Raw genomic sequence first — 23,897 nt, forward strand, 5'->3', positions numbered from 1 at the left:
TTGAAAATATTTTTAGAAAATTTTCAAAGCAATTGAGTAGCGCCCAATATAACGGCACGCCACCCACAGCGGAAATCCTGATTATTCGCGCTTCCAGGCCTGCGGATTGACCATGAATTCGGGTAAACGCCCTTCCAACGCATCAATCAGGTTGCTCACCGCCGATGCGGCCATGTCATATCGGGTCTGATGCGTTGCCGATCCCACATGCGGTAACGCCACCACCTGCGGCAGCTTTAATAACGGCGACGCCACATCCAGCGGTTCATTCTCGAATACATCCAGCCCCGCCCCCGCAATCTGCCCGTTCTGCAGCGCCGCAATCAGCGCCGCTTCATCCACCACCCTTCCCCGTCCGGCATTAATAAAGAAAGCGTGCTTTTGCATCAGCGCAAATTCGCGCATGCTGAAGCGCTTTTCGGTCTCGGCACTTAACGGCAACAACACGCAAACAAAATCGCATTCGCGAAGCAGATCATCCAGCGGCAGCCATTTAGCCTGCAGCGCTTCTTCCGCTGCCGGATGCTGGCTGCGATTGTGATAGCGCACATTCATGCCAAAGCCGTGTTTCGCCCGGCGGCCAACAGCCAAACCAATTCGCCCCATCCCGACGATGCCCAGGGTTTTGCCATGCACATCGCTGCTATAACAATCCGGCCCCACCGAGCCCTGCCACTGGCCCGCCTTGACATACTCCGCCAGCTCAGCGCCGCGCCGTGCTGTCATCAGCATCAACATCAATACCGTATCGGCTACCGTCTCGGTCAGTGCCGCGGGCGTATTACTCAACAGGATGCCGCGACGCGTCAGATCGGCCACATCAAACTGATCGAAACCTGCCGACACCGTTGCCACCGTGCGCAGCTTGCTGGCGCGGTCCAACACTGCGGAAGGCAAGCTCAAGCCGCCGCCGATTACGCCATCGGCCTGCGCCATTGCCGCTGCAAACGGACCGTCACTATCCACCGAATCGACTTCGGTGATCTCAAAGCGCGCCTTCAACTGCGCCAGCAAGTCTTCGGGCAAATTCTTGTAAACCACTACACGCTGGGTCACGGCGACGTTCCTGTCGATAAACAATAAGAGATATGAGCTTAGCGCGCCGGTGCGGGTTTCCGCCAAGCAGAAATAAACCCGGCCTTGCTGAATATCGCAAACACCGTCGGCAGAAACCACACATCCCGTTTTATATAACGCGCGCACGCGCGAGAAATCGACTGTTTGATCAGCAGCGATGACATCAGCATTAGCCTTCTCTAGAATGCTTGATCCCGCCCGTGCCTCGACTCAATGCTCAGTCCCGCTACCCTGCTCATCATTACCGCCCTGCTCTGCACCATGATGTTGCTGGTCATGCTTTCGCTGCGCCGTAGCCGGCTGCCCGGGATTCGGGAATGGACGTGGGCAATCATTCTCGAAATCGTCGCGCTCGGTTGCTATCTGTGCCAAAACGCCGCGCCAATGGTCATCGGCTATGTGCTGGCCAATTCGCTGATCGCCCTGGCCATCTGCCTGTTCTATGCAGGCTGCCGCCGCTTCTTCCGGCTTGAGGTGCCGTGGACTGGCATGATTGCCACGGTCGCGCTGGTTGCAGTGGTCATTCCGGTATTGCGCTACCCCGTTGATTACATGAATTTGCGGGTGGCTTTTATGTCGGTGGTGCATGGCATCATCAGCACAATGATCGCGTATACGATTATCAAATATCGTCCCGCCTACCGCGCCACCCATGGCCATATGCTGACCGCGGTACTGGCTCTGGTATTTGCCATCGGCTATGCCATCCGCGGCGTGGTTTACCTGCACCGTCCTGACAATACGCCGCTGCTGGTCGATGGCTCCATCATCAATCTGATCTTCCTGTCGCTGGGCGCGCTCATCATGCCGGGCCTGACGATGGGCGCGGTGGTGATGACGCATGACACCTTGTTAAGCCAGGCCGAAGCCATCGCCAACCGTGATTTTCTGACTGGCGTGTTATCGCGCAAGGCCTTTATCGAGCAAGCCCAGCGCGAGATGGCGCGCGCCAGTCGCTATGGCCGCGCATTGGCGCTGGTAATGGTGGACATCGATCATTTCAAAGCCATCAACGATCGTTACGGCCACCCCACCGGCGACGCCATCCTGCGCGACTTTGCTTTATTGGCCGAGGCCAGCGTGCGTGACGGCGACTATATCGGGCGTCTCGGTGGCGAGGAATTCGGCATTCTGCTGCCCGATAGCGCGGGCCCCGCCGCTGCAGTGATGGCGGAGCGCTTGCGCGAACAAGTGGCAGCACGCCGCTATCGCGCGGGTGAGCAGATTGTGCGCTACACGCTCAGCGCCGGCATGGCCGTGTGGCAACCGGGCGAGACGATCGAAGACTTTGTCGCGCGCTCCGATTACTGGTTGTACCAGGCCAAACAAAGTGGTCGCAATCGCGTGCAAGGCGACCCCGCCACTTAGCGTACGGCGCAAAAAAGCCGGCCCTGATTACAAGGCCGGCTGTTCGATCACTGCGCACTGATCTCAAGACTTGAAGCTGCCATCCGCGCGCGTAGCACTGCCCGAGCTGCACGTGGTGTATTCACGATTGCCGCTGCTGGTGGATTGGCTGCTTTCCCACGTGGCAGTGGTGCCGTCCCATTTCACATATTTATATTGCACCGCCGTGCTGGCAGGCAGGCTCACACTACCCGACCAGGTGGCGTTGGCGCCGCTGCCCTGGATGGTTAGCGCATAGCCGCTCGCGGGCGTCCAGTTGCCCAATACCGTCTGGTTGCCGACCACATAAAGGTTCTGACCGAACGTGGTATTGGCGTTGGCGATGCTGAACGTCACCGTGCAAGTACCGCTACCGGTAGAGCCGCTGCTGCCCAGCTTCTGCCCCGTGTAGATGGCCACCGCGGGCACGGTGCTACCGCCATTGGCCGGCAAGGTGATGGTGGCATTGCCGCTGCTATCCACCGTAACGCTATCGCTGGCGCAACTGCTGCCCGACACCACGCCGTGCACCACGTTGCAATAGGTACCTGCGGGCAAACCGGTCTGGAAGGTTTTGGTCCATGCGCTGGTGTCGTTGTTGATGGCCACAAAGCCCACCGCGCCGCGGCTAAAGGCAATCTGATTGCCCGTACCCGTGGTCCAGTTGCTGACGCCCTGGCCGCTGGTCGCAGTGCGGAACGCCACCATATTGGCGATATCGCCCCAACGATGGATGAAGTCCCAGTTGACGTTGATCAATGCATTGCCGCTGCTGTCATACGGGCTGGTGGTCGGCGCATCCTGGTCGGACGTGCTAAAGCGATAGCCCGAATGCACCATGGCCTCGCCATATGGCCATGCCAGCATGAACACGTTGGCCAGATCGTAACGCTTGGTGCCCGAAGCATCGTTGGTGGCGCCGGTATAGTTGCTGGCGTTCAACGAATCGGTGCCACTGCGTTCGGTATCCCAGTTATTAACAAACACGGTGGCGTATTGCGGCTGCACAAAATTCCACGTGCCGCCCCAGTTGCCGGGCGTGCCCATCACGGTGGGGATCGACGCCAGATTCAGGCCATTGTTATTGCGGAAGGCATCGCGCAGCGCATACGTGTACTGGAATTCGTTCAGCGTGCCGTTCTGGAAATAATCCGAGCGCACCACATTGCCATCCGGAATCACCTCTTGCGTCACCCAGATGCTCTCGCCCGCCAGCGTGGTCGGGTAAGCCGCCTTCACGGTGTTGAGGATGGTGTTCAGCGAGCCCGGCTGTTGATGTTTGGCCGCGTCGATGCGGAAACCATCAATGCCCAGCGACAGCAGTTTTTTCATGTAGGTCGAAATCACGCCCTGCACATAGCTGCTTTCGGTGGCCAGATCGGGCATGCCGTTCAAGCGACACAACATCACATTATTGCGATTACCCGGACTGCCGTAATCGCTGGACTGGATATCGCACGCGCTATGGAAATCATTGCTGCTGAATTGCGGATAAGTCAGCGTGTCCTTGTTCCAGGTCGAGCCATCGGTCGAGCTATAGGTGTTGCTGGAATCCAGGCCCATCTGGTTGACCACCAGATCGGCGTACACACGCACGTGGGCCGCGTGGCAGCTGGCGATCATGGCGCTTAGTTGCGCCTCGTTGCCCATGCGGCTGGTCAGCGAACCAAAGTTGACCGGCTGATAGATGTCCCACCATGCCCCGGCAATCTTGGTGGCTTGCGGCGGCGAAATCTGCACCGCGCCATAGCCTTTAGGGCCGATAAAGTCGGTACATTCCTTGCCGATATCGGCCCAGCGCCAATGAAACAACTGAACCGAGGTGCCGGTGGCGTTAAACGACGACGAGGTCGATGCCGCCTGGCTGGTGGCGATGCTGGTCACGCCCCCATCGCCGCCACCGCATGCGGCCAAAGCCAGAGACAGAATCGAACTGAAGACTGTGAGTCTGAATCGCATTTTTGCTCATTCCTTTTTGTTGCTGGCGTGTTCGCCCTTGCTGTTTGCTGGAATCAAGGCCTCTCCATAAAGCCCCGCAAAAATCCACCGCGTGGTCTGTCGCCAAACCGGTTTGGATTCGCAGCGAAGCCTACGCCATGAAACAACGCGTATTCAACTACACAAATCGGTTGAAAATCCCTACATCCCGCCACCCTCCAGGGCATGGCAGCCCGCGCCGTCATTGGCTCGCAACGCCCAAAAAACGCCATTAATGTGGCTTTCAACGATCTGACTTCAACACGTGTACAGCCGATAGGCGGCTGCACTATTCGTAATCGCAGAAATAAAACTACGCACACGTTCCTCAAACCGGTTTACCTGGCCCGGATCACCATTCACCACGTCGGACAAAAAATCGCCCCGCCAGCAATGCCGGCAGGGCGATTTAGATGGTGCGTGGCGATAGCGGCGCAAACGGCTGTCGCGCCATCGCAACCCGAATGCCGCAATCAGATAATCGATTCCACCACGCCGCCATCCACGCGCAACGCCGCGCCGGTAGTGGCCGAAGCTTGCTGCGAGCATGCATACACCACCATATTGGCCACCTCCTCCGTCGTGGCCGCGCGCTGGATAATCGAGCTGGGCCGTTGCGACTTCACAAAGTCTTTGGCCACGTCTTCCACGCTGCGACCGCTGCGCGACACTTCATCCTGCAGCATGGTGGTCACGCCTTCGGACAAGGTCGGGCCTGGCAGCACCGCGTTGACCGTCACACCGCTACCGCGTGCCAGTTTGGCCAAGCCGCGCGAGACGCCCAGCACCGCGGTTTTGGTAAAGCCGTAATGCAACATGTCGTCCGGGATATTGACGCCCGATTCTGACGACAAAAAGATCACGCGGCCCCAGCCTTGTTGCAGCATTGCCTGCATGTAATGGCGCGACAAGCGCACGCCCGACATCACGTTGACGTCAAAAAAGCGCTGCCATTCCGCGTCCTCAATTTCAAAAAACGGCTTCAGCCCGAAGATGCCCACGTTGTTCACCAGGATGTCCACTTTGGGCACCGCAGCGATCAGGGTCTGGCAGCCTTCCGCCGTGCCCAGATCGGCCGCCACACCCGAAATCGACGCGCCCGCTGGCGCCAGCTCGCGTAGCTTCTGCCCGCTGGCCACCACCCGGCTTTCATCGCGCCCGGTGATGATGACCGCCGCGCCCGCTTGCGCCAGCCCCGCTGCAATCGCATAGCCTATGCCTGTGGTCGAACCCGTCACCAACGCGGTCTTGCCTGTCAGATCAATCTGCATCGTGTACTCCTGAAAAAAAGCGACATCGGAAGAGAAACGCAAACCCTGTGGGCCAGCCGCTGACAGCGCAAACCGGCCATCCTACTTGTGCTCGCGCGGCAGACTTATACGCAATGCCGGCCGCGCCTCGCACAATCAGCTTCAACTCATTATTGATAACTGGAATCGGCCATGATGACCACCCGCTATGTGTTGTTCGATGCCAGCGTCGAACAGATTGATCCGGACGAAGAACAAACGTTCCAGGCCATCGCCGCCAGCATGCATCACATCAGCGCCATCATGTTCGAGCGTTATCAGCACGCCGTACGCAGCGTGCACGCCAAAACGCATGGGGTCGTTAAAGGGGAAATGATCGTCCGTAACGATCTGCCGCGGCATCTGGCACAAGGCGTATTTGCTACGCCGGGTGTGTATTCGGTGCTGGGCCGCTACTCGACCACGCCGGGCGATATTCTGGCCGACAGCATTTCCACACCGCGCGGTTTTGCCATCAAGATTCTCGGCGTGTCCGGGGCCAAGCTTGACGGCCACGAGGGCGCGCTGACGCAGGATTTTGTGATGGTGAACGGCCTGGCGTTCTCGGTGGCGACGGCCGCCGATTTTCTCAAGCAGATGCAGTTACTGGAAAAGCACGCCAACGACCCCGAAACCCTCAAGCAAGCCATCTCGACCACCGCGCGCGGCACCAACGCCTTGCTGCACGCCATTGGCCAGGACAGCAGCACGCTGGCGTCGCTCGGCCACCCCGAAACGCATATTCTGGGCGAAAGTTTTTCCACCATGGCCGCCATCCGCTACGGCGAATACGTGGCCAAATTGCGCCTGACGCCTGCCACGCCCGAGATGCAAGCGCTGCACGGCCAGGCGCTCAATATGCACGATCATCCTTCCGCACTGCGCGAAGCCGTCGCCGCATTCTGTAACGATCACGAACTGGTGTATGACGTGCAGATCCAGCTTTGCAGCGATCTGGCGGTAATGCCGGTGGAAGATGCGTCCGTGGTCTGGCCCGAGGATCAAAGCCCGTGGCACAGCGTGGCCGAATTGCGCTTTGCCCGGCAGAACAGCTTTAACCCGGCGCGCGTGGCGTGGACGCAAGACGTGATCAGCTTTAGTCCGTGGCATGGCCTGCAGGCGCATCGGCCGCTTGGCCAGATCATGCGTGCGCGCAAACGCGCTTATCAGATGTCGGCGCAATACCGCCGCGAAATGAACGGCCGCGCGCCCACCGAACCACGCAGCATCGACGAAATCCCCGACCACTGATCCGACTGCCTGATTTCGCTCGCCCGCAGCAATACGCGACGGCAAAGAAATGCGTCAGCCCCATACGTGCGTCGGCCAATTTTGATAATAGAACGATCGTTCACTATCATGGTTTTCCTTTTGCACACGCTGCAGGCAGCAACATGGATTTCCAGATCAAATTGCAGGTACTGGCGGACGCCGCCAAATACGATGCGTCCTGTTCGTCCAGTGGCAGCGACAAGCGCGATTCCAAAGACGGCCGCGGCGTGGGCTCCACGGAAGGCATGGGTATCTGCCATAGCTATGCGCCCGATGGCCGCTGCATTTCGCTACTCAAAATCCTGCTGACCAATTACTGCATGTACGACTGCTTGTATTGCGTTAATCGCGTCTCCAGCAATGTGCAGCGCGCGCGTTTTAGCGTGGAAGAAGTCGTCAAGCTCACGCTCGATTTCTATAAGCGTAATTACATCGAAGGCTTGTTTCTGAGCTCGGGCATTATCCGCAGCGCCGATTACACGATGGAGCAAGTGGTGCGCGTAGCCAAAGTGCTGCGCGAAGAACATGATTTCCGCGGCTATATCCACCTTAAGACTATCCCCGACGCCAGCGAAGAATTGCTGGCCGAAGCGGGCCGCTATGCCGACCGGCTCAGCATCAATATCGAGCTGCCTACGGAACAAGGCCTGACCGATCTGGCGCCGGAAAAAGACGCGCGCGCCATCCGCCGGTCGATGGGCCGTTTGCGCTGGCGTATCGATGAAAGCCGCGAAAGCCGGGCCAACCCCACTACGCGCAAGCCGTTGCGCTTTGCGCCGGGCGGCCAGAGTACGCAAATGATCGTTGGCGCCGACGCCACCAACGACCAGGCCATCCTGGCCACCAGCGCCAATCTGTACGGCAATTATCGTTTGCGTCGCGTGTATTACTCGGCGTTCAGCCCGATCCCCGACGCCAGCAAAGCGCTACCGCTCAAGCCGCCGCCGTTGGTGCGCGAACATCGCTTGTATCAGGCCGACTGGTTGATGCGGTTTTATGGTTTTAGCGCCGATGAAATCGTCGATCCGAAAGGCGGCATGCTGGATCTGGACATGGACCCCAAGCTGGCGTGGGCATTGCGCCATCGCGAGCGCTTTCCGGTGGATTTGAACAAAGCGCCGCGCGAGATGTTGTTGCGCGTGCCGGGCCTGGGCAGCAAGGCGGTCGATCGCATACTCAGCACGCGCCGTGTCCGCGCGTTACGCAGCGATGATCTGGCGCGGCTGCATGTGCCGCTTAAAAAAATCCTGCCGTTTATTACGCTACCGGGCCATAGCCCGGGCGCGACGCTGGATGCCGCCAGCCTGGCCGCGCAATTGCGCACGCCGCCCGTTCAACCTGATCTGTTTGGATAGGCGCCATGCGTATCGTCACCCTTGCGCATGAAACCGACTTTGCCGGCTGGCGCGCTGCGGCCCGGCAGATGGCCATCGATGGCGTCGCCCCCGAACATGTGGCGTGGTGCATCGGCAGCAATGGCGGCCTGTTTGCCGATGACCCGATGCAGCACGAAATCATCGATCCGCCGCAGTTTTCGGTATCGAAACGGTTTATGCAGCTGTGCCAACGCGCGGCCTTGCATACTGATCCGGATCGTTTTGCCTTTTTGTATCGCCTGTTATGGCGCTTGCGCCAGCAACCGCAGCTGCTGGATATCGCGGTCGACCCCGACGTGGTGCGCGCCACCGGCATGGCCAAAGCCGTGCAACGCGATATGCACAAGATGACGGCGTTTGTCCGTTTTCGCGAAATTGATATCGAAGGCGGCGAGCGCTTTATGGCGTGGTTCGAACCCACCCACCATATCGTAATGGCCACCGCGCCGTTTTTTACGCGCCGCTTTGCCAATATGGTGTGGAGCATTCTCACGCCCGAAACCAGCGTGCATTGGGATGGCCAGAAACTGCATGAACTCCCTGGCGCGCAAAAAAGCGATGTGCCCGCCGAAGACGCCAATGAAGACTTATGGCGCACCTATTACGCCAGCATATTTAATCCGGCGCGTTTGAAAGTAGCGATGATGCAATCCGAGATGCCGCGCAAATACTGGCGCAATCTGCCCGAAGCCACGCTGATCCAGCCGCTGATCAACAGCGCCGCCGCAAGGACGCAAAACATGGTCGACACCGCCGCCACCGACCCACGCAAACATCGCAAAATGGCGCCGGCCGCAGGCCCCGCCGCCGCGCCCGCGGGTTCGCTGCGTCAGTTGCAACAGGCGGCAGCGCAGTGCAAAGAATGTCCGCTGTGGCAACCGGCCACGCAGACGGTATTTGGCGAAGGCAATGCCAAAGCGCGTCTGATGCTGGTGGGCGAACAACCGGGCGATCAGGAAGATCTGGCGGGCCATCCGTTTGTGGGGCCGGCCGGGCAATTGCTCGATCGCGCGCTGGAAGAAGCCGGGCTGGACCGCGCCAGCTTGTATGTGACCAATGCGGTTAAACATTTCAAATTTGAATTGCGCGGCAAACGTCGCATCCATAGCAAACCGGGATTACGCGAAATGGCCGCCTGCCAGCACTGGCTGGATAGCGAGATTGCGGCGGTCAAGCCTGATCTGATTGTGGCGCTGGGCGCGACGGCGGCGCAGTCCTTGCTGGGGCATGGCGCAACGCTCAAGCACTATCGCGGGCAATGGACCGCGCTGGAAGACGGCCGCAAGGTGTGGGTGACGGTGCATCCGTCGTATTTATTGCGTCTGCCCGACCCGGCCGCCAAGGCCGCGGAATACGCGCAGTTTGTGGAAGACCTACGCCAGGCGGCGGCCGCGCTCAAATCCATCAGTTGAGTAACGCGCGGGCCGCCCGTGGCAAGGTCAGACAAGGCCTTGCGCTCACAGCTTGCCCGGCCCCACCCGCTCATGAAACTCGGCAATCGATTCGGTGGAATAGCGCAAAAATTTCTGATCACGCGGCATAAAATCCACCTCCACCCAGTCCGGCTTGAACTCCAGCATCATATGCACATGCTCGGGCGGCTTGGGCAAAGGCGTGTCGATAGCGGAAGCAAACGGGTGCACCAGGTCGGGCCATTCGGCGTCGTACACCCACAGCGCGGTGCCGCACTCGCCGCAAAAATGGCGTTCGCCGCTGCTGATATGCGCTTGCTGGTCCTCGGGGTTCTGCACGCGCGCGTGGTACATCTTGATATGCGCCTTGCCTTCAATCTCCAGTGTTTTATACAGCGCGCCCAGATTGATGGCATAGCCGCCACCGCCCTGGGTTTTGCGACAGATGCTGCAATAGCAACGCTGATACGGGTACGGATGCGGTGATTCCACCTTGAAAGACACGGCGCCACATTGGCAGGAACCTTCCAGCAGCATATAAGCACTCCTTCGGTTGATGGGCAGAATGGGGGCGGTTGGCGACGGCAACCGCAAGCTTCAGTACGAAACGCCCGGCCGCCAAAGGTTTCCGTCCTTCGGCGTACTGGCTATTGCCACTAGTGGTTGTGGCCTGCCTGGCTTAAAATCACACCGTTTCGCCCGGTACAATCAAATAAGCAATCATTAATCTTGATGCGCTTTGCAATTGCCACCGGCGGTTTCTCTTTCTGTTTTATAGCTAGAACCGTCGCACCCGGTGCGCGGTACGGGGTCCGCAATGGGTTCATGGTTGATCAAGGCACTGATACTGGCGCCGGTTTTGATGTCTGTGCTGTATGTGCATTTTCGTGGCCGCGAGCGTCACAAGTTCTTCAAGCAATTGTTTGATCACTCGGCCTTTGTCGCACCGATCAATGTGCTGATGTATCTGTTCTCGCGCGTGCCCACCACGCCCTATATTCCGGTCAGCTACTTTAAGGACCTTGAGATCATCCAGGCCAACTGGGAGATGATCCGCGCCGAGGCCGAAGCGCTGCATAACGCGCAGCAAATCCGCGCCGCGCAACATAACGATGACGCCGGTTTCAATTCGTTTTTCAAATTCGGCTGGAAACGTTTTTATCTGAAATGGTATGGCGACAGCCATCCCAGCGCCGAACAGCTTTGCCCTAAAACCGTGGCATTGGTGCGCGATCTGCCTTCGATCAAAGCGGCCATGTTTGCCTATTTGCCGGTGGATGGAAAATTGAATGCGCACCGTGATCCGTTTGCCGGTTCTTTGCGCTATCACCTGGGCTTGATTACGCCTAATGACGACCGTTGTTTTATCTCGGTGGATGGAGAGCGATATAGCTGGCGCGATGGCGAAGGCGTGGTGTTTGATGAAACCTATATTCATTGGGTGGAAAACAAGAGCGGTAAAGACCGTCTGATTTTCTTTGCGGATCTTGAGCGCCCAATGAATAACCGCATCATGCAGGCGTTTAATGGCTGGATTGGGCGCAATCTGGTTGCGCAAGCGGCTTCGCCCAATCAGGACGGCGACAAGGTCGGTGCAATCAGCAAATTATTCCGCTATGCCGATTTGATGGGGCAACAACGTCGGCGTTTTAAACGCTGGAATCCGCGCGTATATAAATTCACGCGTATTGCGCTGATTGTAGCGGTGATCGCTTTGATTTACTGGCTTTAATCGGCGCGCACAAATATTCATTAGTCATAAAGCGTAGGTTGCGGCCTACGCTTTTTTTATGTCTGGTCTTGCCCCGCATTAGTGCAGAGGACGACTTAGTTAACCGGATGGCCTACGTATAGTTCATCTCACGGACTGGCCAATGCCAGCCACTCTTTTCAATAAAAAAGAAGGTGAACAATATGCGTAAATACGCCATCCAATCGCTGATTGCTGCCGCACTGATCGCTGCTCCGGCTGTGAGCTTTGCCAAGCTGACTCACGAAGAGTACAAGACGCGCAAAGATTCGATCGACCAACGTTATGACGCCGCCAAAGACCAGTGCAAGTCGCTGTCCGGCAACGGCAAAGACGTGTGCCAGGAACAAGCCAAGGCTGATCGCGATATCGCCGTTGCTGACCTCGACGCACAAGACAAGAACACCGACAAGGCGCGCAGCGATGCCGCCAAGCAACGCGCTAAATCGACCTACGCCGTAGCCGACGAAAAGTGTGGCGGCCTGGCGGGCAACAACAAGGACGTCTGCAAGCAAACCGCCAAGGCTGATCGCGATAAGTCGCTGGCCGATATCGATGCCAACAAGGATCGCTACAAGGCAACCGCCAAGGCTGATCAGGAAAAGAACGACGCTGACTACAAAGTGGCCAAGGAAAAATGCGATGCATTTGCTGGCGACAAGAAAGACAGCTGCGTAAAAGAAGCCAAGGCTCAATACAACCAGTAATGGGGTGCGGGCTGCCATAGCGCGGCCATCCACCTGACCCTACAACAGCCCCGAAATGGCAGTGGTTAAAACCCGCTGTTTTTCGGGGCTGTTTTGTTTGCCAGGCTCCGCTGCCATAGGGTGGGACTCGGCGTCCCCGTCTGGACCCACCATTCAAAGCCACGTCCCACGTCGTTGTTCCTGGCATACCACTTTGCGTGGTGGCTCTTGACCCACTATTCAAAGACACGTCCCACGTTGCTGCTCCTGGCGTACCACTTTGCGGGGTGGGTCCAGACGGGGACGCCGAGTCCCACCCTATGCGGTTCATCTGCTGGCCAGGCGGGCGCGGTGATGGCCCAACAGGCGGCTGATGCGGGCGGCCAGGTCTTGCGGCTGGAACGGCTTCTGGATGATCTGGTCGGCGCTGAAGTCGGCCAGCAGCACCTGGTCGGCGTAGCCGGTCACAAACAGCACCGGCAGATCGGGTTGCAGAATGCGCGCCCGGCGCGCCAGTTCGGCGCCGTTCATCACCGGCATGGCAAAGTCGGCCACCAGCACGTCGATATCGTCATTGGTGGCAATCAGCTCCAGCGCCACCGTGCAATCGCCGGTCTGCACCACCGTGTAACCCTGATCCTGCAACACCGCCACGGTGGATTCGCGCACGTCTTCATCATCGTCCACCACCAGCACGCGCTGTTGTCCGGTCAGATTAGCGCCGCTGCCTGGCAAGACATTAATGGCGCGGTCGCCGCTTTCTGCCTGCAGCGTGGCTGGCAAAAACACCGAAACCGTGGTGCCGCGCCCCGGAGAGGTATCGATGGTGACAGTGCCACCCGATTGCCGCGCAAAGCCATACACCTGCGCCAGCCCAAGGCCCGAGCCCTTGCCCACTTCCTTGGTGGTAAAGAACGGCTCGAAGGCGCGCGCCACTACTTCAGGCGGCATGCCGGTGCCGGTATCGCTGACGGCCAGCCGCACATATTCGCCCACCGCCAGCGCCATTTGCGCGCTGAAATCGGTATTGATCGAAACATTGTTGGTGCTGATGCGCAGCGCGCCGCCATTGGGCATGGCATCACGCGCGTTGATGGCCAGGTTCAGCACCACCAGCTCCAGCTGGGTGATATCCACCAAGGCCGGGGCCAGATCGTCGCTAAAGGCCAGCTCCAGCTGGTTCATGCCGCCCAACGTGCTTTGCAGCAAATCGGCCATGCCCGCCAGCGTTTCATTCAGATTGACCACATGCGGTTCCAGCTTTTGCCGGCGCGCAAACGCCAGCAATTGCGCCACCAGCCGGGCGCCGCGTTCGGCGGCGGTGCGGATCATTTCCACCCGGCGTTTGCCTGGATCTTCAGTAATCACGCGGTCCAGCAGCCGCGCATTGGCCAGCACCACGGTCAGCAAATTGTTGAAGTCGTGCGCAAAGCCCGCCGTCAGTTGGCCCACCGCTTCCAGCCGCTGCATCTGGCGCAGCGTGGTTTCGACGCGTTCGCGTTCCTGGATTTGCGTCAACAGCGACCGATACGACGCCGCCAGTTCTTCGGTACGCGCCTGCACGCGCACCTCCAGCGTTTCGTTCAGGCGGCGTTGTGCTTCTTCCGACATGCGCGTGCGCGTCACATCCACGCACGAGCCAATAAAGCCCACAAAGCGATCATCGCCGGTGATATGCGGCACGCCATGATCTTCGATCACGCGATATTCACCGTCCGCGCGCTTCAGGCGGTAATCCATGCGAAACGGCTCGCGCTGTTTGATAGCGCGTGCATACACGGCCAGGCAGCGCGAGACATCGTCCGGATGCACGCCCTCGGCCCAACCGTGGCCCACTTCCTGGATCAGCGTGCGGCCGGTAAACGCCAGCCACGGCCGGTTGCACCATGTACGCAGACCGGCCTCGTCCGACACCCAGATCATCACCGGCGCGGCATCGGCCACTTCGCGAAAGCGCTGTTCGCTCTGGCGCAGCGCTTCGGCCGCGCCATGGCGTGCGTACGCCTGCAGCAGCTTGCCGCGCACCCGGATCAGCAGTTGCTGCGCGCTGAAGGGCTTGACCAGATAATCGTCCGCCCCCTTCAGCAAACCATCGGCGCGCGCTTCTTCGCCGGCCTGTGCCGACAACAACAAAAACGGGGCCAGCGCCAACGCGGGCTCGGCGCGCATGGCGGCCATCAGCGCAAAGCCATCCATATCCGGCATCATCACGTCGCTGAGCACCAGCCGTGGCGGCGTGGCGCGCGCAATGCGCAGGGCTTCCGCGCCATTGCTGGCGGCCATCACGGTATAGCCCGAGCTGGCCAGCAAACGCACCAGCCAGCGACGGAAATCCAGATTGTCGTCCACCACCAGGATCAGATCGGCCCCGGCCGCACCGGTCAGCGTCGGCTCGGGTTCGGCCTCCAGCATGCCCTGGTCCAGCCATTGCGCGGCTTCATCCACATAGGCGCGGCGCGCCTGCACATTGGCCACCTCGGTGCGCGGCGGCGGCGCTTCGCTGGCGGCGCCCCACGGCATATGCACGTTAAAGGTGGTACCCACGCCAGGCTGGCTGACAACGTCGATCTGGCCCTCCAGCAATTGCACCAGTTCGTGCACCATCGACAAACCGATGCCACTGCCTTCAAAACTGCGGCCACCGCGGCCTTCCAGACGCTGGAAACGCTGGAACAACAAGGTCTGCTGGTCTAGCGCAATGCCTACGCCGGTGTCGGCCACCTGCAATTTGATGCCTGCGCCATCAACGTGCAGCCGCACGCTCACCGTGCCCGCCAAGGTAAATTTGAAGGCGTTCGAAAGCAGATTCAGCACGATGGTTTCCCACAGCCCGCGGTCTATCCACACGGGCTGGTCCAACGGCGGGCAATCCACCAGCAGGATCAAACCGCCCTGCTCCATCAGGCTGCGAAAACTCTCGGCCAGTTCGGCAGTAAAGCGGGCCAGATCGACCGCTTCGCGCTGCACATTCAGATGGCCGCCTTCGATGCGCGAAAAATCGAGCAGGTTGTTCACCAGCTTCAGCAACCGCTGCTGATTGCGCACCAGCATGTCCAGCGGCTCGGTCGCCTGTTCGGCTTGCGGCAGCGCGGCCAGCTCGTTCACGGCGGCCTGGATCAGCGTGAGCGGCGTGCGGAATTCGTGGCTGATATTCGAGAAAAACACGGTCTTGGCATGATCCAGCTCGGCCAGGCGGTCAGCGCGTTGTTGCGCTTGTTCGTGGCTTAGCGCGTGGTTCAGCGCGTTGCCAAACTGGCCCGCGATCAGATCAAACCAGGTGCGGTAATCGGCATCCAGCGCGCGACGCGGGCTGACACCGCACACCAGCACGCCCTGCCAGCCTTCCAGCCGCAGCGGCAACACCATCGTTTGTTCAATCGGTGCAAACCAGGGCGCGAGCGCATGTTCACCAAAACGCGCAATCACCTGCTTGAAAGCCAGGCCCGTCACCAGCTGCAGCGCTTCGGCCGCAGGCCACGGCGCGTTGGCGTCCAGCCGAAAGCGCGGCGGCGCCAGCGGGCTATCGGAGTCCAGCCCCGCCAGGCCGACGCGGGTGGCCACCTGATGCTCATCGATCTGGTAGCACGCGGCAAACGGCACATCCAGCGGATGCGCCGCCAGCACTTTCATCGCGACGTCGATTACCGAGGCCGAATCGCGGATATCGGGCAGCGCGCCCAGGTCGCGCAGCGCGCGAAGGCGGCGTTCGGCCAGCACCTTGAAGGTGGTTTCGATGACGGGCACGATAATGCCGGCGATCGCACCGCTGTCATCGCGCACCGGGCTATAAGAAAACGAGAAAAACGTTTCTTCGGCGTAACCAAAGCGCGTCATCACCAATTGCAGATCGCGCCCCTGCACCGCATCGCCGCCCGCCAGCACGTGTTGCGCCATCGGGCCCGTCACCGGCCAGACATCCGACCACACCTGCTCCACAGGGCTACCCAGTGCCCAGGGATGCTTGTCACCCAGAATCTGGGTGAATTCGTCGTTGTACAACATCGTGAGCTGCGGGCCCCACCACAACTGCATGGGAAAACCACACGGCACCAGTATGCCGACCGCCGTCTTCAGACTTTGCGGCCATTGCGCGGCAGGGCCCAATGGCGTGGCCGACCAGTCCAGCGCCCGCATTTGCGCCCCCACCGCCCCGCCCCCTTGCATGAATGCCAGCGGGTGGATGGGAGGCAGGGCGGCGAGATCGCCAGCGCTCAGAGTCGTCATTTGATTACCAGTTACTGATACAACTTTCGGAGTGACTACACGTTCAGGCAAGTGTCGGTTCGATCACGGCGGGACGATAGCGTTGGGCGGCGTCGGCAAATACGTCGAATACCTGCAAAGCGGCAGTACGCAAATCAGGCACGCTGTCCGGCGGCAACTGGTCCAGCTTGTCCACAAAGCGCGGCCACAGCGGCAGCTCGGCGTGGTGGGTTAGATATTGGGTGGCGGCATGCAGGCTGCGGTCTTCGGCGGCCAGCACGTGGCGCGCCAGAAACTTTGCGCCCAGGCGCGAGCCTTCCAGCACATAGGCAGCGCCTGCCAGGCCTTTGATGTCGATGGCAGGTACGGCCAACGGCGCCGGGCGGCTCAAGCCCAGTTGCGCCAGATCAGCGGCCAGCGCGTCGCGGCGGCGGCGCTCGGGCCAGTCGGTCAGCCAGTTGGCGATGCCCAAGGCTTCGAGGCGCTCTTCCAACGGAAACAATGCTGCAGCGTGCGCCAGCAAAAATGCTTCGTAACCGCTGCGGGTGGCCAGCGCAAAGCCAGAGAACGCGCGGTCCACCGCCTCGTGCCGGTCTTCCGTCGCCAGTTTCAGATCCATTCTGATTGACATGATTCTCCTTAAGGGCATTATCTGTTACGAGAAAAATGCGCTAGCCTGAAAGCTAACCGTCATCTGGTTCTACACATCCTTTATTAAACCACCTACCTGTTTACACCACCATGAGCACCGAATTAAGTATTTTGTACGTTGAAGACAACGCCATGTTGCGCGCAACGCTACTCGAGTACCTGGAAGAGACAGGTCATCAGGTTGTTGCCGTCGCCACCGCCGAAGACGCGCTGGTCGAACTGGACCGGCAGCGCTTTCATATTTTGCTGACCGATGTCAGCTTGCCGGGCAAGTCGGGCATCGAACTGGGCCGCGAAACCTACGCCCGTTTTCCCGAAACCCGCATCATTCTGGCCACCGGTTTTGACTTGGCCAATGACCAGAGCAAGATCAATATTCCGGGGGCCACCTTGTTGCCCAAGCCATTTGATCTGGACCGCGTCGATGACGCCTTGGCCGAGATCGCGGCGTCGTTGTCGTAATTACGGACTAGCATTCTGATCGCATCGTGCGGCCGCTGGATAGCGGCCGCGTCGATATGCGGCGTGCGCCGTAGCGGTCAGGCCGCGCCGCGCAACGCCAGCCGTACTTTTTCCGCCAGCAATTCCTGGCCATACGGCTTCTGGATAATGGCCGCGTCGATCGAACCCAGCGCCGCCAGATCGGCATAACCCGTCACAAACACAATGGGCAATTGCGGCCGCCGCTGACGCACGATCTTGGCCAGCTCGGCGCCATTCATGCCCGGCATGGCGAAATCGGCCACCAGCAAGGCAATGTCGGCGTTCTGGTCCAGTTGTTCCAGCGCCGCGCCACCACTGGCCGCTTCGATCACGCGATAGCCCAGGTCTTCCAGCATCAGCGTGGTCACTTCGCGCACGGCCGGATCATCATCCACCACCAGCAAGGTCCGCGCCGTCACCAGCGGCGGCAGATCGCCCGCGACGGCGGGGCTATCCACCACTTCGCTCGGACTGGGCGCGGCGTGCGGCAAATACACCTTCACCGTGGTGCCGGTGCCCGGCGCAGTCTGGATGGCCACGCCACCGCCGGATTGTTTGGCAAAGCCATACACCTGCGCCAGGCCCAAGCCCGAGCCTTTGCCGACTTCCTTGGTGGTAAAAAACGGCTCGAACGCGCGTGCCAGTACTTCTTCGTCCATGCCCGAGCCGTTGTCGGTGACCGACAACACCACATAATCGCCGGGCTCAGGGCCTTCGGGGCGCGGCAGGCGTGCCAGCACCGATTCGTTATGCGTGGACACCGCCAGGCTGCCGCCCACTTCCATCGCATCGCGCGCATTGATGGCCAGGTTAAGGATGATCAGCTCGATTTGCGTGGGGTCGACCAGCGCCGACCACAAGTCGGGCTGCAGGCGATATTCAATGCCGACGCTGCCGCCCATGGTGGATTGCAGCAAATCCTGCATGCCCGCCACGGTTTCGTTCAGATTGGTGGGCTTGGCTTCCAGCCGTTGCCGCCGCGAAAACGCCAGCAACTGGACGGTCAGCCGCGCGCCGCGTTCACCCGCTTCGCGGATATTGGCAATGCGTTTCAGCACGCGCTCAGGCGGCGATTCGCGCACAATGTCGCGCGCCAGAAAACTGGCGTTGGACAACACCACCGTCAGCAGATTGTTAAAGTCGTGCGCCACGCCCGCGGTGAGCTGGCCCACGGCTTCCAGTCGCTGCATTTGCTGCAGCGTGGCTTCCACCTGTTCGCGCTCATGAATCTGTCGCAGCAACTGGCGGTTGGCGGCGGCCAGTTCATCCACCGCCATGCGTTCTTGCGTAATGTCGCGCGCCACGGCGTACATCAGGCCGTCATCGGGCACGGCGGTCCAGGACAGCCAGCGATACGAGCCGTCGGCATGGCGGATGCGGTTTACAAAACGATTGGTGATGCGGCCCGCGCTGATGGCGGCCGCTTCAATTTCGGTGGCGGCGCGGTCGTCCGGGTGCGTCAGATCCCAGATGCGCGTGCCGATCAGGCTGCCTTCGCTCCAGCCCAGCACTTCATGCCATGCCGGGTTGAGCGCGATGGCGGTGGTGTCGTAGCGCGCCACGGTAAACAGGTCGCGGGACAATTTCCACGTGCGGTCACGTTCGCGTGTGCGCGCTTCCACCCGTTCTTCCAGCACGCTGTTCAGGCGCTGCATGGCGTCTTCAGCGCGCTTTTGCTCGGTGACGTCGCTCAGCACGCCGGTAAAGCGGGTACAGACGCCATGTTCAAAAAACGCCGTGCCGCGTGTGGCCACCCAGCGCACCTGGCCATCGGGGGCGACGGTGCGGTATTCGGCGGCGTAATCGCGTGAGCTTTGCGCGCTGATGGCTTCGCGCACCATCTCGTTCATGCGTTCGCGATCCGCCGGATGCACGCCTTTATCAAAGGTCTCCAGCGTGACTTCGGCGTCGGGCCCCAGGCCGAACATCTCGCGGCAGCGCTCATCCCACGTCAGGCGCCCGGTTAAGGGCTCGAAGTTCCAGGTGCCCATGCGCGCGGCTTTCAGCGCCAGCCGCATATGGGTATTGGTTTCGTGCAGCGCGGTTTCAGCGCGTTGGCGCTCGCGCCGTTCGCGCACTTCGGCCAGCGCCCGATGCAATGCCTTGGGCAGCAAACTGAGATTGTGTTTAAGGATGTAGTCGGTGGCGCCCTGGCGCATCACGTTAACCGCATGCGTTTCGCCCAACACGCCCGACACAAAGATAAACGGCATTTGCGGCAGTTTTTCGCGCACCATGCGCAGCGCGTCTTCGCCGGTAAACAAGGGCAGCAGAAAATCAGCCAGCACCACATCAAACTCAGGCGGGCGGCTTAATACGTCCTGCAAAATCTGCGGCGTGTCGACCACGTTCAGTTGGGCGTCAAATCCGGTGCGCTCCAGTTCAAACGACAACAACTCGACGTCGCGAGCGTTATCTTCGATCAGCAGAATGCGTACCTGGGTCAGTACCGACATGGAAACCTTATAAGGTGAACAAAACGCGCCGTCGGGCAGAACCCGGGACGGCGCGGACAACAAATGACACGCAGACGCTCAAGACCGGGGCGAGCGCTGATGATGCAGGCGATAACGCGCCGAGCCCGGTGGCGGCTCGTTCAGCACGGCCCAGAACACACCCAGGTCGGCGATCGCAGCCACAAAATCACGGAACTCCACCGGCTTGACCACATAGGCGTTCACGCCCAGTTCATAGGCGCGCGCCAGATCGGGCTCTTCGCGCGACGAGGTCAGCATCACCACTGGCACGGCGCGCAAATCGGGCGTCTCGCGCACAATCTTCAGCACTTCCAGCCCGTCCACACGCGGCAGTTTCAGGTCCAGCAAAATCACCGCCGGATTACCTTCGGCGCGGTCTGCGTGTTCGCTTCTTCTAAACAGGTAGTCCAGCGCTTCCGCGCCATCACGGACCACCACTACGTCGTTGGCGAGCTGACTGCGCTCAAGGGCAACCAACGTCAGTTCAAGATCTTTAGGGTTGTCTTCAACCAATAAGATCGGTTTTAGCATGGGCATCTCTACGTTTTACGGTTTGGGGGCCAGACCGGGGCAAGGAGAACCAGAAGGTAGCGCCTTTATCCAGCTCACCTTCGGCCCAGGTCCGACCATCGTGGCGCTCGATAATGCGTCGCACATTGGCCAGACCGATCCCGGTTCCTTCAAATTCTTCCATGCGGTGCAGGCGCTGGAACACACCAAACAGCTTGTTGGCGTAATCCATGTGGAAACCCACACCGTTGTCCTTGATGTAAATCACGTGGTCAGGGCCACGTATTTCGGCGCCGATCTCGATCACGGCGGGGTCGCGGCCACGCGTGTATTTCACCGCGTTGCTCAGCAGATTGCGTAGTGCAAGGTGCAAGAATGCGGCGTCGGCAATCACGCGCGGCATCGGGTGCACCTTCCATTCAATATTGCGGTCTTGCAGATCGGGCGTCATTTCCAGCCGCACGGATTCAATCAGCGCGTAGACGTCGACTTCAGTCGGGCGCAAAGCGGAGCGGCCCATCTGCGAAAAGGTCAGCAGGTTATCGACCAGCGTGCCAGCAAAACGTGCCGAATCGCCGATATGGTCCAGAAAACGCGTGCCGCGATCCGACAAACGCGTGCCTTCAAAGTCGCCCAGCAGCTCGGCATACCCCACGATATGGCGCAGCGGCGCGCGCAAGTCGTGCGACACGCTGTACGAGAAGGCTTCCAGCTCTTTGTTGGATTTGCGCAGTTCTTCGGCCAGCGCTGCCATTTCTTCTGCTTTGCGCAGCACGATGCCCAGCGTGGCATTGCGTAGTTCCACCGCGCCTTCGGTTTCGGCGCGATCCCACGGCAACGCCATATCGCGCACGGTTTGTTCCCACGCGGCAAAGCTGGCGCGCGGATTGAGCTTGCCGTTGACTTCGGCCTTGCCCGGTTTGCCCGCCCACGTGACGGTCTGCACGGTTTCGGGACGGAACCACACCAGGTAATGCGAATGCAGCTCGGAAATCGAAACGGCCATGATGCCGGCGCAATACTCAGCCAGCTCGGGCACCGCCGGAATATCGCGGCGCACGCTGTCGCTGGCGTAAACCTCGCGCTCGCTGCCCTCGCCCAGCCAACCCACCAGATTGTGTATCACGTTATTGGGCGGGGTCTGGCCAAAGGTGATGCAACGGTCACCCGCCACCACGGCAGCGCCCGCGGCTGCGCCAAAACTCATAAACACATCCGGCACCGCTTGCAGCCCTTCGGCCACGCCATCGCGGTCGGCCATCAGCGCCAGCATCTGCACGATCATGTGGCGCAATTGCAGGCGGCGATCGGCTTGCGCATGCGCTTCGCGGGCTTCCAGCTGTAACGACAGAATACGGCCCAGCAATTCGCAGGCGCTGCGGGTCTGGAACGACACCGGCAACGGGGCGGTGTTATGGCACGAAATCAAACCCCACAAGCGGCCATCCACCACCAGCGAGATCGACATGCTGGCCAACGTGCCCATATTGCGCATGTATTGCAGATGCACCGGCGACACGCTGCGCAGCAAGGCCAGGCTCATATCCAGCGGCTGCTGCGTGGTCGGGTTCAGCGGCGGCACCAGCGCGGACGGCTGGTAATTGGCATCCGAAATAACGCGCAAACGGTTAAGCCGATACAGCTCGCGCGCTTGCGCCGGGATATCAGAGGCGGGGAAATGCAGATCCAGATAACTGTCGTAGCCGGGGTCAAGCGCTTCGGCCAGCACCTGGCCGTGATAATCGGCATCAAAGCGGTACACCATGACGCGGCCAAAGCCGGTCAGCTTTCTGGCTTGTTGCGCCGCCAGTTCGCACAGCGCGGGCACCGATCCGGCCTCTTGCAACTGGCCGACAAAATGGCGCACCAGCGGGTATAGCGTGGTAAACGAATCGTGTGCGCTGGCCTGCGGTTCGAATTCGGCGATCAGCACGCCATCGTGCCGATGCACCATCATCTCGAACCGGGCTTGCGCGTTGCAGACAAACCCCACCTCGCCAAAGTGCGACGGGTTACTGTCTTGTTCCAGCAGCGCATCGATGCGGCCGGTCAGATCGGTCTGGTCGCGCAGCAAACTGGCCAGCGGCTGGCCCAGCAACTGCTCGGGCGGCGCGCCCAGCAACTGGGCGCAATTGGCGCTGGCCTGCAACACCGTCAACGAGCCCTCGGCCAGCACCAGCATAAAGCCGTGTGGCTGAATACTGCCGGGAATATGAATCGGCTCTGACGCGCAATCGTCCAGGCTTTGATCCGGCAAATTATTGCTCAATTGCTGCTCCTTGCAGGACGTTCATCCTGCTTGTGGCGCCCAGCGGCGGCACCCGAATTGCCAGGCCCGATCATGGCCCGGTTGGATAAGATGGTTCAGTGGCCGATTCCGTCGCAATACCTGCGGATTTAGCAAAACCGCGCAATCGTTGCATGATCCGGAAGTCCTACAGCCATTACCGCGCAACACCGATCAGGAACCGTCGGCGATTTTGCCATACTTGGTTCAAGTCTGGGCAATGCGCAATTGCGCGACGACCCCAACATATTAATTGAGGAGAAGACAATGGCTACTTCCACACCCAACAACAATACCGATTTTTCTCTGGACCGCGATACTCAGCGCGATCTGTCCACCCGCAATAGCGGCTTGGGCGATTGGGCTTCCGAAGAAAACGGCGATACCGCCGAAATCACCGAACGCACTTCGCTGGATGATGCACTCAACCAGCTGGATGTTGAGGCGCTGCCTGACGAAGACGACACCTTGCAGGTAGACGACGCGCCGTTGGGCGACGATCCGGTCAGCCCCGCCATTCGCCGCATGGAAGAAAACAGCGGCGCGGATGAATCGGAAGAAGCCCGCAGCGAGCGCGAAGAATACGAAGTCGAATTTGCCACCGGCGTGCAAAACCCGGATGACGCGACCGATACCAAACTGGCCTGAGCGCCAATTCCGATTTCAATTGCGCGCGTTTGCCGCTTTGCGTACTACCCAGACCGGCTGCAATAGCCGGTTTGGTAGTCTCGCAGCATAAAGAGATGTCGCATTTCTAAAAATCATGCCAGCACTTACATTGATGTAGGATAAATGCCTACATCGATCTGGATTGCTGCATGACAGAATCCCCAGCGATTTACCGTAATGGAATTACCGATTAACTGGAATAGCATTTGCGAATTGCAAATATTGCAAGACTCGCAATCGCAATCACCAGCCAACGCGTAATTCTGAGGCACCGCGGACAGGCGTATTACCCCAACTCCGAAGTGTCGCTTTGCGGTATCAAAAAACACCAAACACTTATAAAGGCCGCCTGTATGCGGCCGCTTTGCCATGCCCGTACGGGCCGGGTGCAG

Annotated in this window: 17 protein-coding genes; 8 read left to right on the top strand and 9 right to left on the bottom strand. The window is 59.9% G+C overall.

From position 1 onward, the window contains the following. Window positions 1–81 precede the first annotated feature (81 nt). Window positions 82–1,056, bottom strand: coding sequence for an NAD(P)-dependent oxidoreductase (locus WG78_RS20980; RefSeq protein ID WP_053939981.1), 975 nt, complete (start codon window positions 1,054–1,056; stop codon window positions 82–84). A 234-nt stretch (window positions 1,057–1,290) separates the two neighbouring features. Here WG78_RS20980 and WG78_RS20985 point away from each other — a divergent pair, with 234 nt between their 5' ends. After that, window positions 1,291–2,445 carry a GGDEF domain-containing protein gene (locus WG78_RS20985; protein ID WP_053939809.1) on the top strand — a complete coding sequence of 385 codons (1,155 nt, stop codon included), beginning with the start codon at window positions 1,291–1,293 and terminating at the stop codon, window positions 2,443–2,445. A 63-nt stretch (window positions 2,446–2,508) separates the two neighbouring features. On the opposite strand, the gene WG78_RS20990 is transcribed toward WG78_RS20985, so the two are convergent. Beyond that, window positions 2,509–4,422, bottom strand: coding sequence for a carbohydrate-binding module family 20 domain-containing protein (locus tag WG78_RS20990; protein WP_083459507.1), 1,914 nt, complete (start codon window positions 4,420–4,422; stop codon window positions 2,509–2,511). Window positions 4,423–4,913: 491 nt separating this feature from the next. Further along, window positions 4,914–5,711: an SDR family NAD(P)-dependent oxidoreductase gene (locus WG78_RS20995; RefSeq protein ID WP_053939810.1), complete on the bottom strand. Its 798-nt coding sequence runs from the start codon at window positions 5,709–5,711 to the stop codon at window positions 4,914–4,916. A gap of 171 nt (window positions 5,712–5,882) precedes the next feature. Here WG78_RS20995 and WG78_RS21000 point away from each other — a divergent pair, with 171 nt between their 5' ends. From WG78_RS21000 to WG78_RS21010, 3 genes are all read left to right on the top strand, one after another. Continuing rightward, the gene (locus tag WG78_RS21000; protein ID WP_053939811.1) at window positions 5,883–6,980 is read left to right on the top strand and encodes a catalase family protein; all 1,098 of its coding nucleotides are present in this window, start codon (window positions 5,883–5,885) and stop codon (window positions 6,978–6,980) included. Between the two features lie 143 nt (window positions 6,981–7,123). Further along, entirely contained in the window at window positions 7,124–8,356 is a 1,233-nt protein-coding gene (locus WG78_RS21005; RefSeq protein ID WP_053939812.1) for a putative DNA modification/repair radical SAM protein, read from the top strand. A gap of 5 nt (window positions 8,357–8,361) precedes the next feature. Further along, window positions 8,362–9,789: a UdgX family uracil-DNA binding protein gene (locus WG78_RS21010; RefSeq protein WP_053939813.1), complete on the top strand. Its 1,428-nt coding sequence runs from the start codon at window positions 8,362–8,364 to the stop codon at window positions 9,787–9,789. Between the two features lie 45 nt (window positions 9,790–9,834). Here WG78_RS21010 and WG78_RS21015 read toward each other — a convergent pair whose 3' ends face one another. Continuing rightward, window positions 9,835–10,326 (bottom strand): GFA family protein, encoded by a 492-nt coding sequence (locus WG78_RS21015; RefSeq protein WP_053939814.1) that lies wholly within the window; start codon window positions 10,324–10,326, stop codon window positions 9,835–9,837. A gap of 280 nt (window positions 10,327–10,606) precedes the next feature. Between WG78_RS21015 and WG78_RS21020 the strand changes: the two genes are divergently transcribed. Next, a complete protein-coding gene (locus WG78_RS21020; protein ID WP_169788475.1) occupies window positions 10,607–11,521 on the top strand; it encodes an aspartyl/asparaginyl beta-hydroxylase domain-containing protein in 915 nt (304 codons plus the stop codon). Window positions 11,522–11,703: 182 nt separating this feature from the next. Further along, window positions 11,704–12,246 carry a hypothetical protein gene (locus WG78_RS21025; RefSeq protein WP_053939815.1) on the top strand — a complete coding sequence of 181 codons (543 nt, stop codon included), beginning with the start codon at window positions 11,704–11,706 and terminating at the stop codon, window positions 12,244–12,246. A 306-nt stretch (window positions 12,247–12,552) separates the two neighbouring features. Here the strand turns inward: WG78_RS21025 and WG78_RS21030 are convergent, their stop codons facing one another. Beyond that, window positions 12,553–16,449, bottom strand: coding sequence for an ATP-binding protein (locus WG78_RS21030; protein ID WP_083459509.1), 3,897 nt, complete (start codon window positions 16,447–16,449; stop codon window positions 12,553–12,555). A gap of 43 nt (window positions 16,450–16,492) precedes the next feature. Next, a complete protein-coding gene (locus tag WG78_RS21035) occupies window positions 16,493–17,059 on the bottom strand; it encodes a biliverdin-producing heme oxygenase (RefSeq protein ID WP_152969342.1) in 567 nt (188 codons plus the stop codon). 110 nt (window positions 17,060–17,169) lie between these two features. Between WG78_RS21035 and WG78_RS21040 the strand changes: the two genes are divergently transcribed. Beyond that, entirely contained in the window at window positions 17,170–17,541 is a 372-nt protein-coding gene (locus tag WG78_RS21040; RefSeq protein ID WP_053939818.1) for a response regulator, read from the top strand. A gap of 77 nt (window positions 17,542–17,618) precedes the next feature. Here the strand turns inward: WG78_RS21040 and WG78_RS21045 are convergent, their stop codons facing one another. The 3 genes from WG78_RS21045 to WG78_RS21055 form a co-directional block, all read right to left on the bottom strand. Continuing rightward, window positions 17,619–20,018, bottom strand: a complete 2,400-nt coding sequence (locus WG78_RS21045; RefSeq protein ID WP_053939819.1) for a response regulator — start codon at window positions 20,016–20,018, stop codon at window positions 17,619–17,621. Between the two features lie 78 nt (window positions 20,019–20,096). Continuing rightward, window positions 20,097–20,570 carry a response regulator gene (locus WG78_RS21050; protein WP_053939984.1) on the bottom strand — a complete coding sequence of 158 codons (474 nt, stop codon included), beginning with the start codon at window positions 20,568–20,570 and terminating at the stop codon, window positions 20,097–20,099. Further along, window positions 20,545–22,818, bottom strand: coding sequence for an ATP-binding protein (locus WG78_RS21055; protein WP_053939820.1), 2,274 nt, complete (start codon window positions 22,816–22,818; stop codon window positions 20,545–20,547). Before WG78_RS21055 ends, WG78_RS21050 begins: the two co-directional genes overlap by 26 nt. Window positions 22,819–23,103: 285 nt before the next feature. On the opposite strand from WG78_RS21055, the gene WG78_RS21060 reads away from it, so the two are divergent. Further along, entirely contained in the window at window positions 23,104–23,484 is a 381-nt protein-coding gene (locus WG78_RS21060) for a hypothetical protein (protein WP_053939821.1), read from the top strand. Window positions 23,485–23,897: the final 413 nt, after the last annotated feature.

Origin of the sequence: Amantichitinum ursilacus (assembly GCF_001294205.1) — a bacterium.
GTDB classification, from domain to species: Bacteria; Pseudomonadota; Gammaproteobacteria; order Burkholderiales; family Chitinibacteraceae; genus Amantichitinum; species Amantichitinum ursilacus.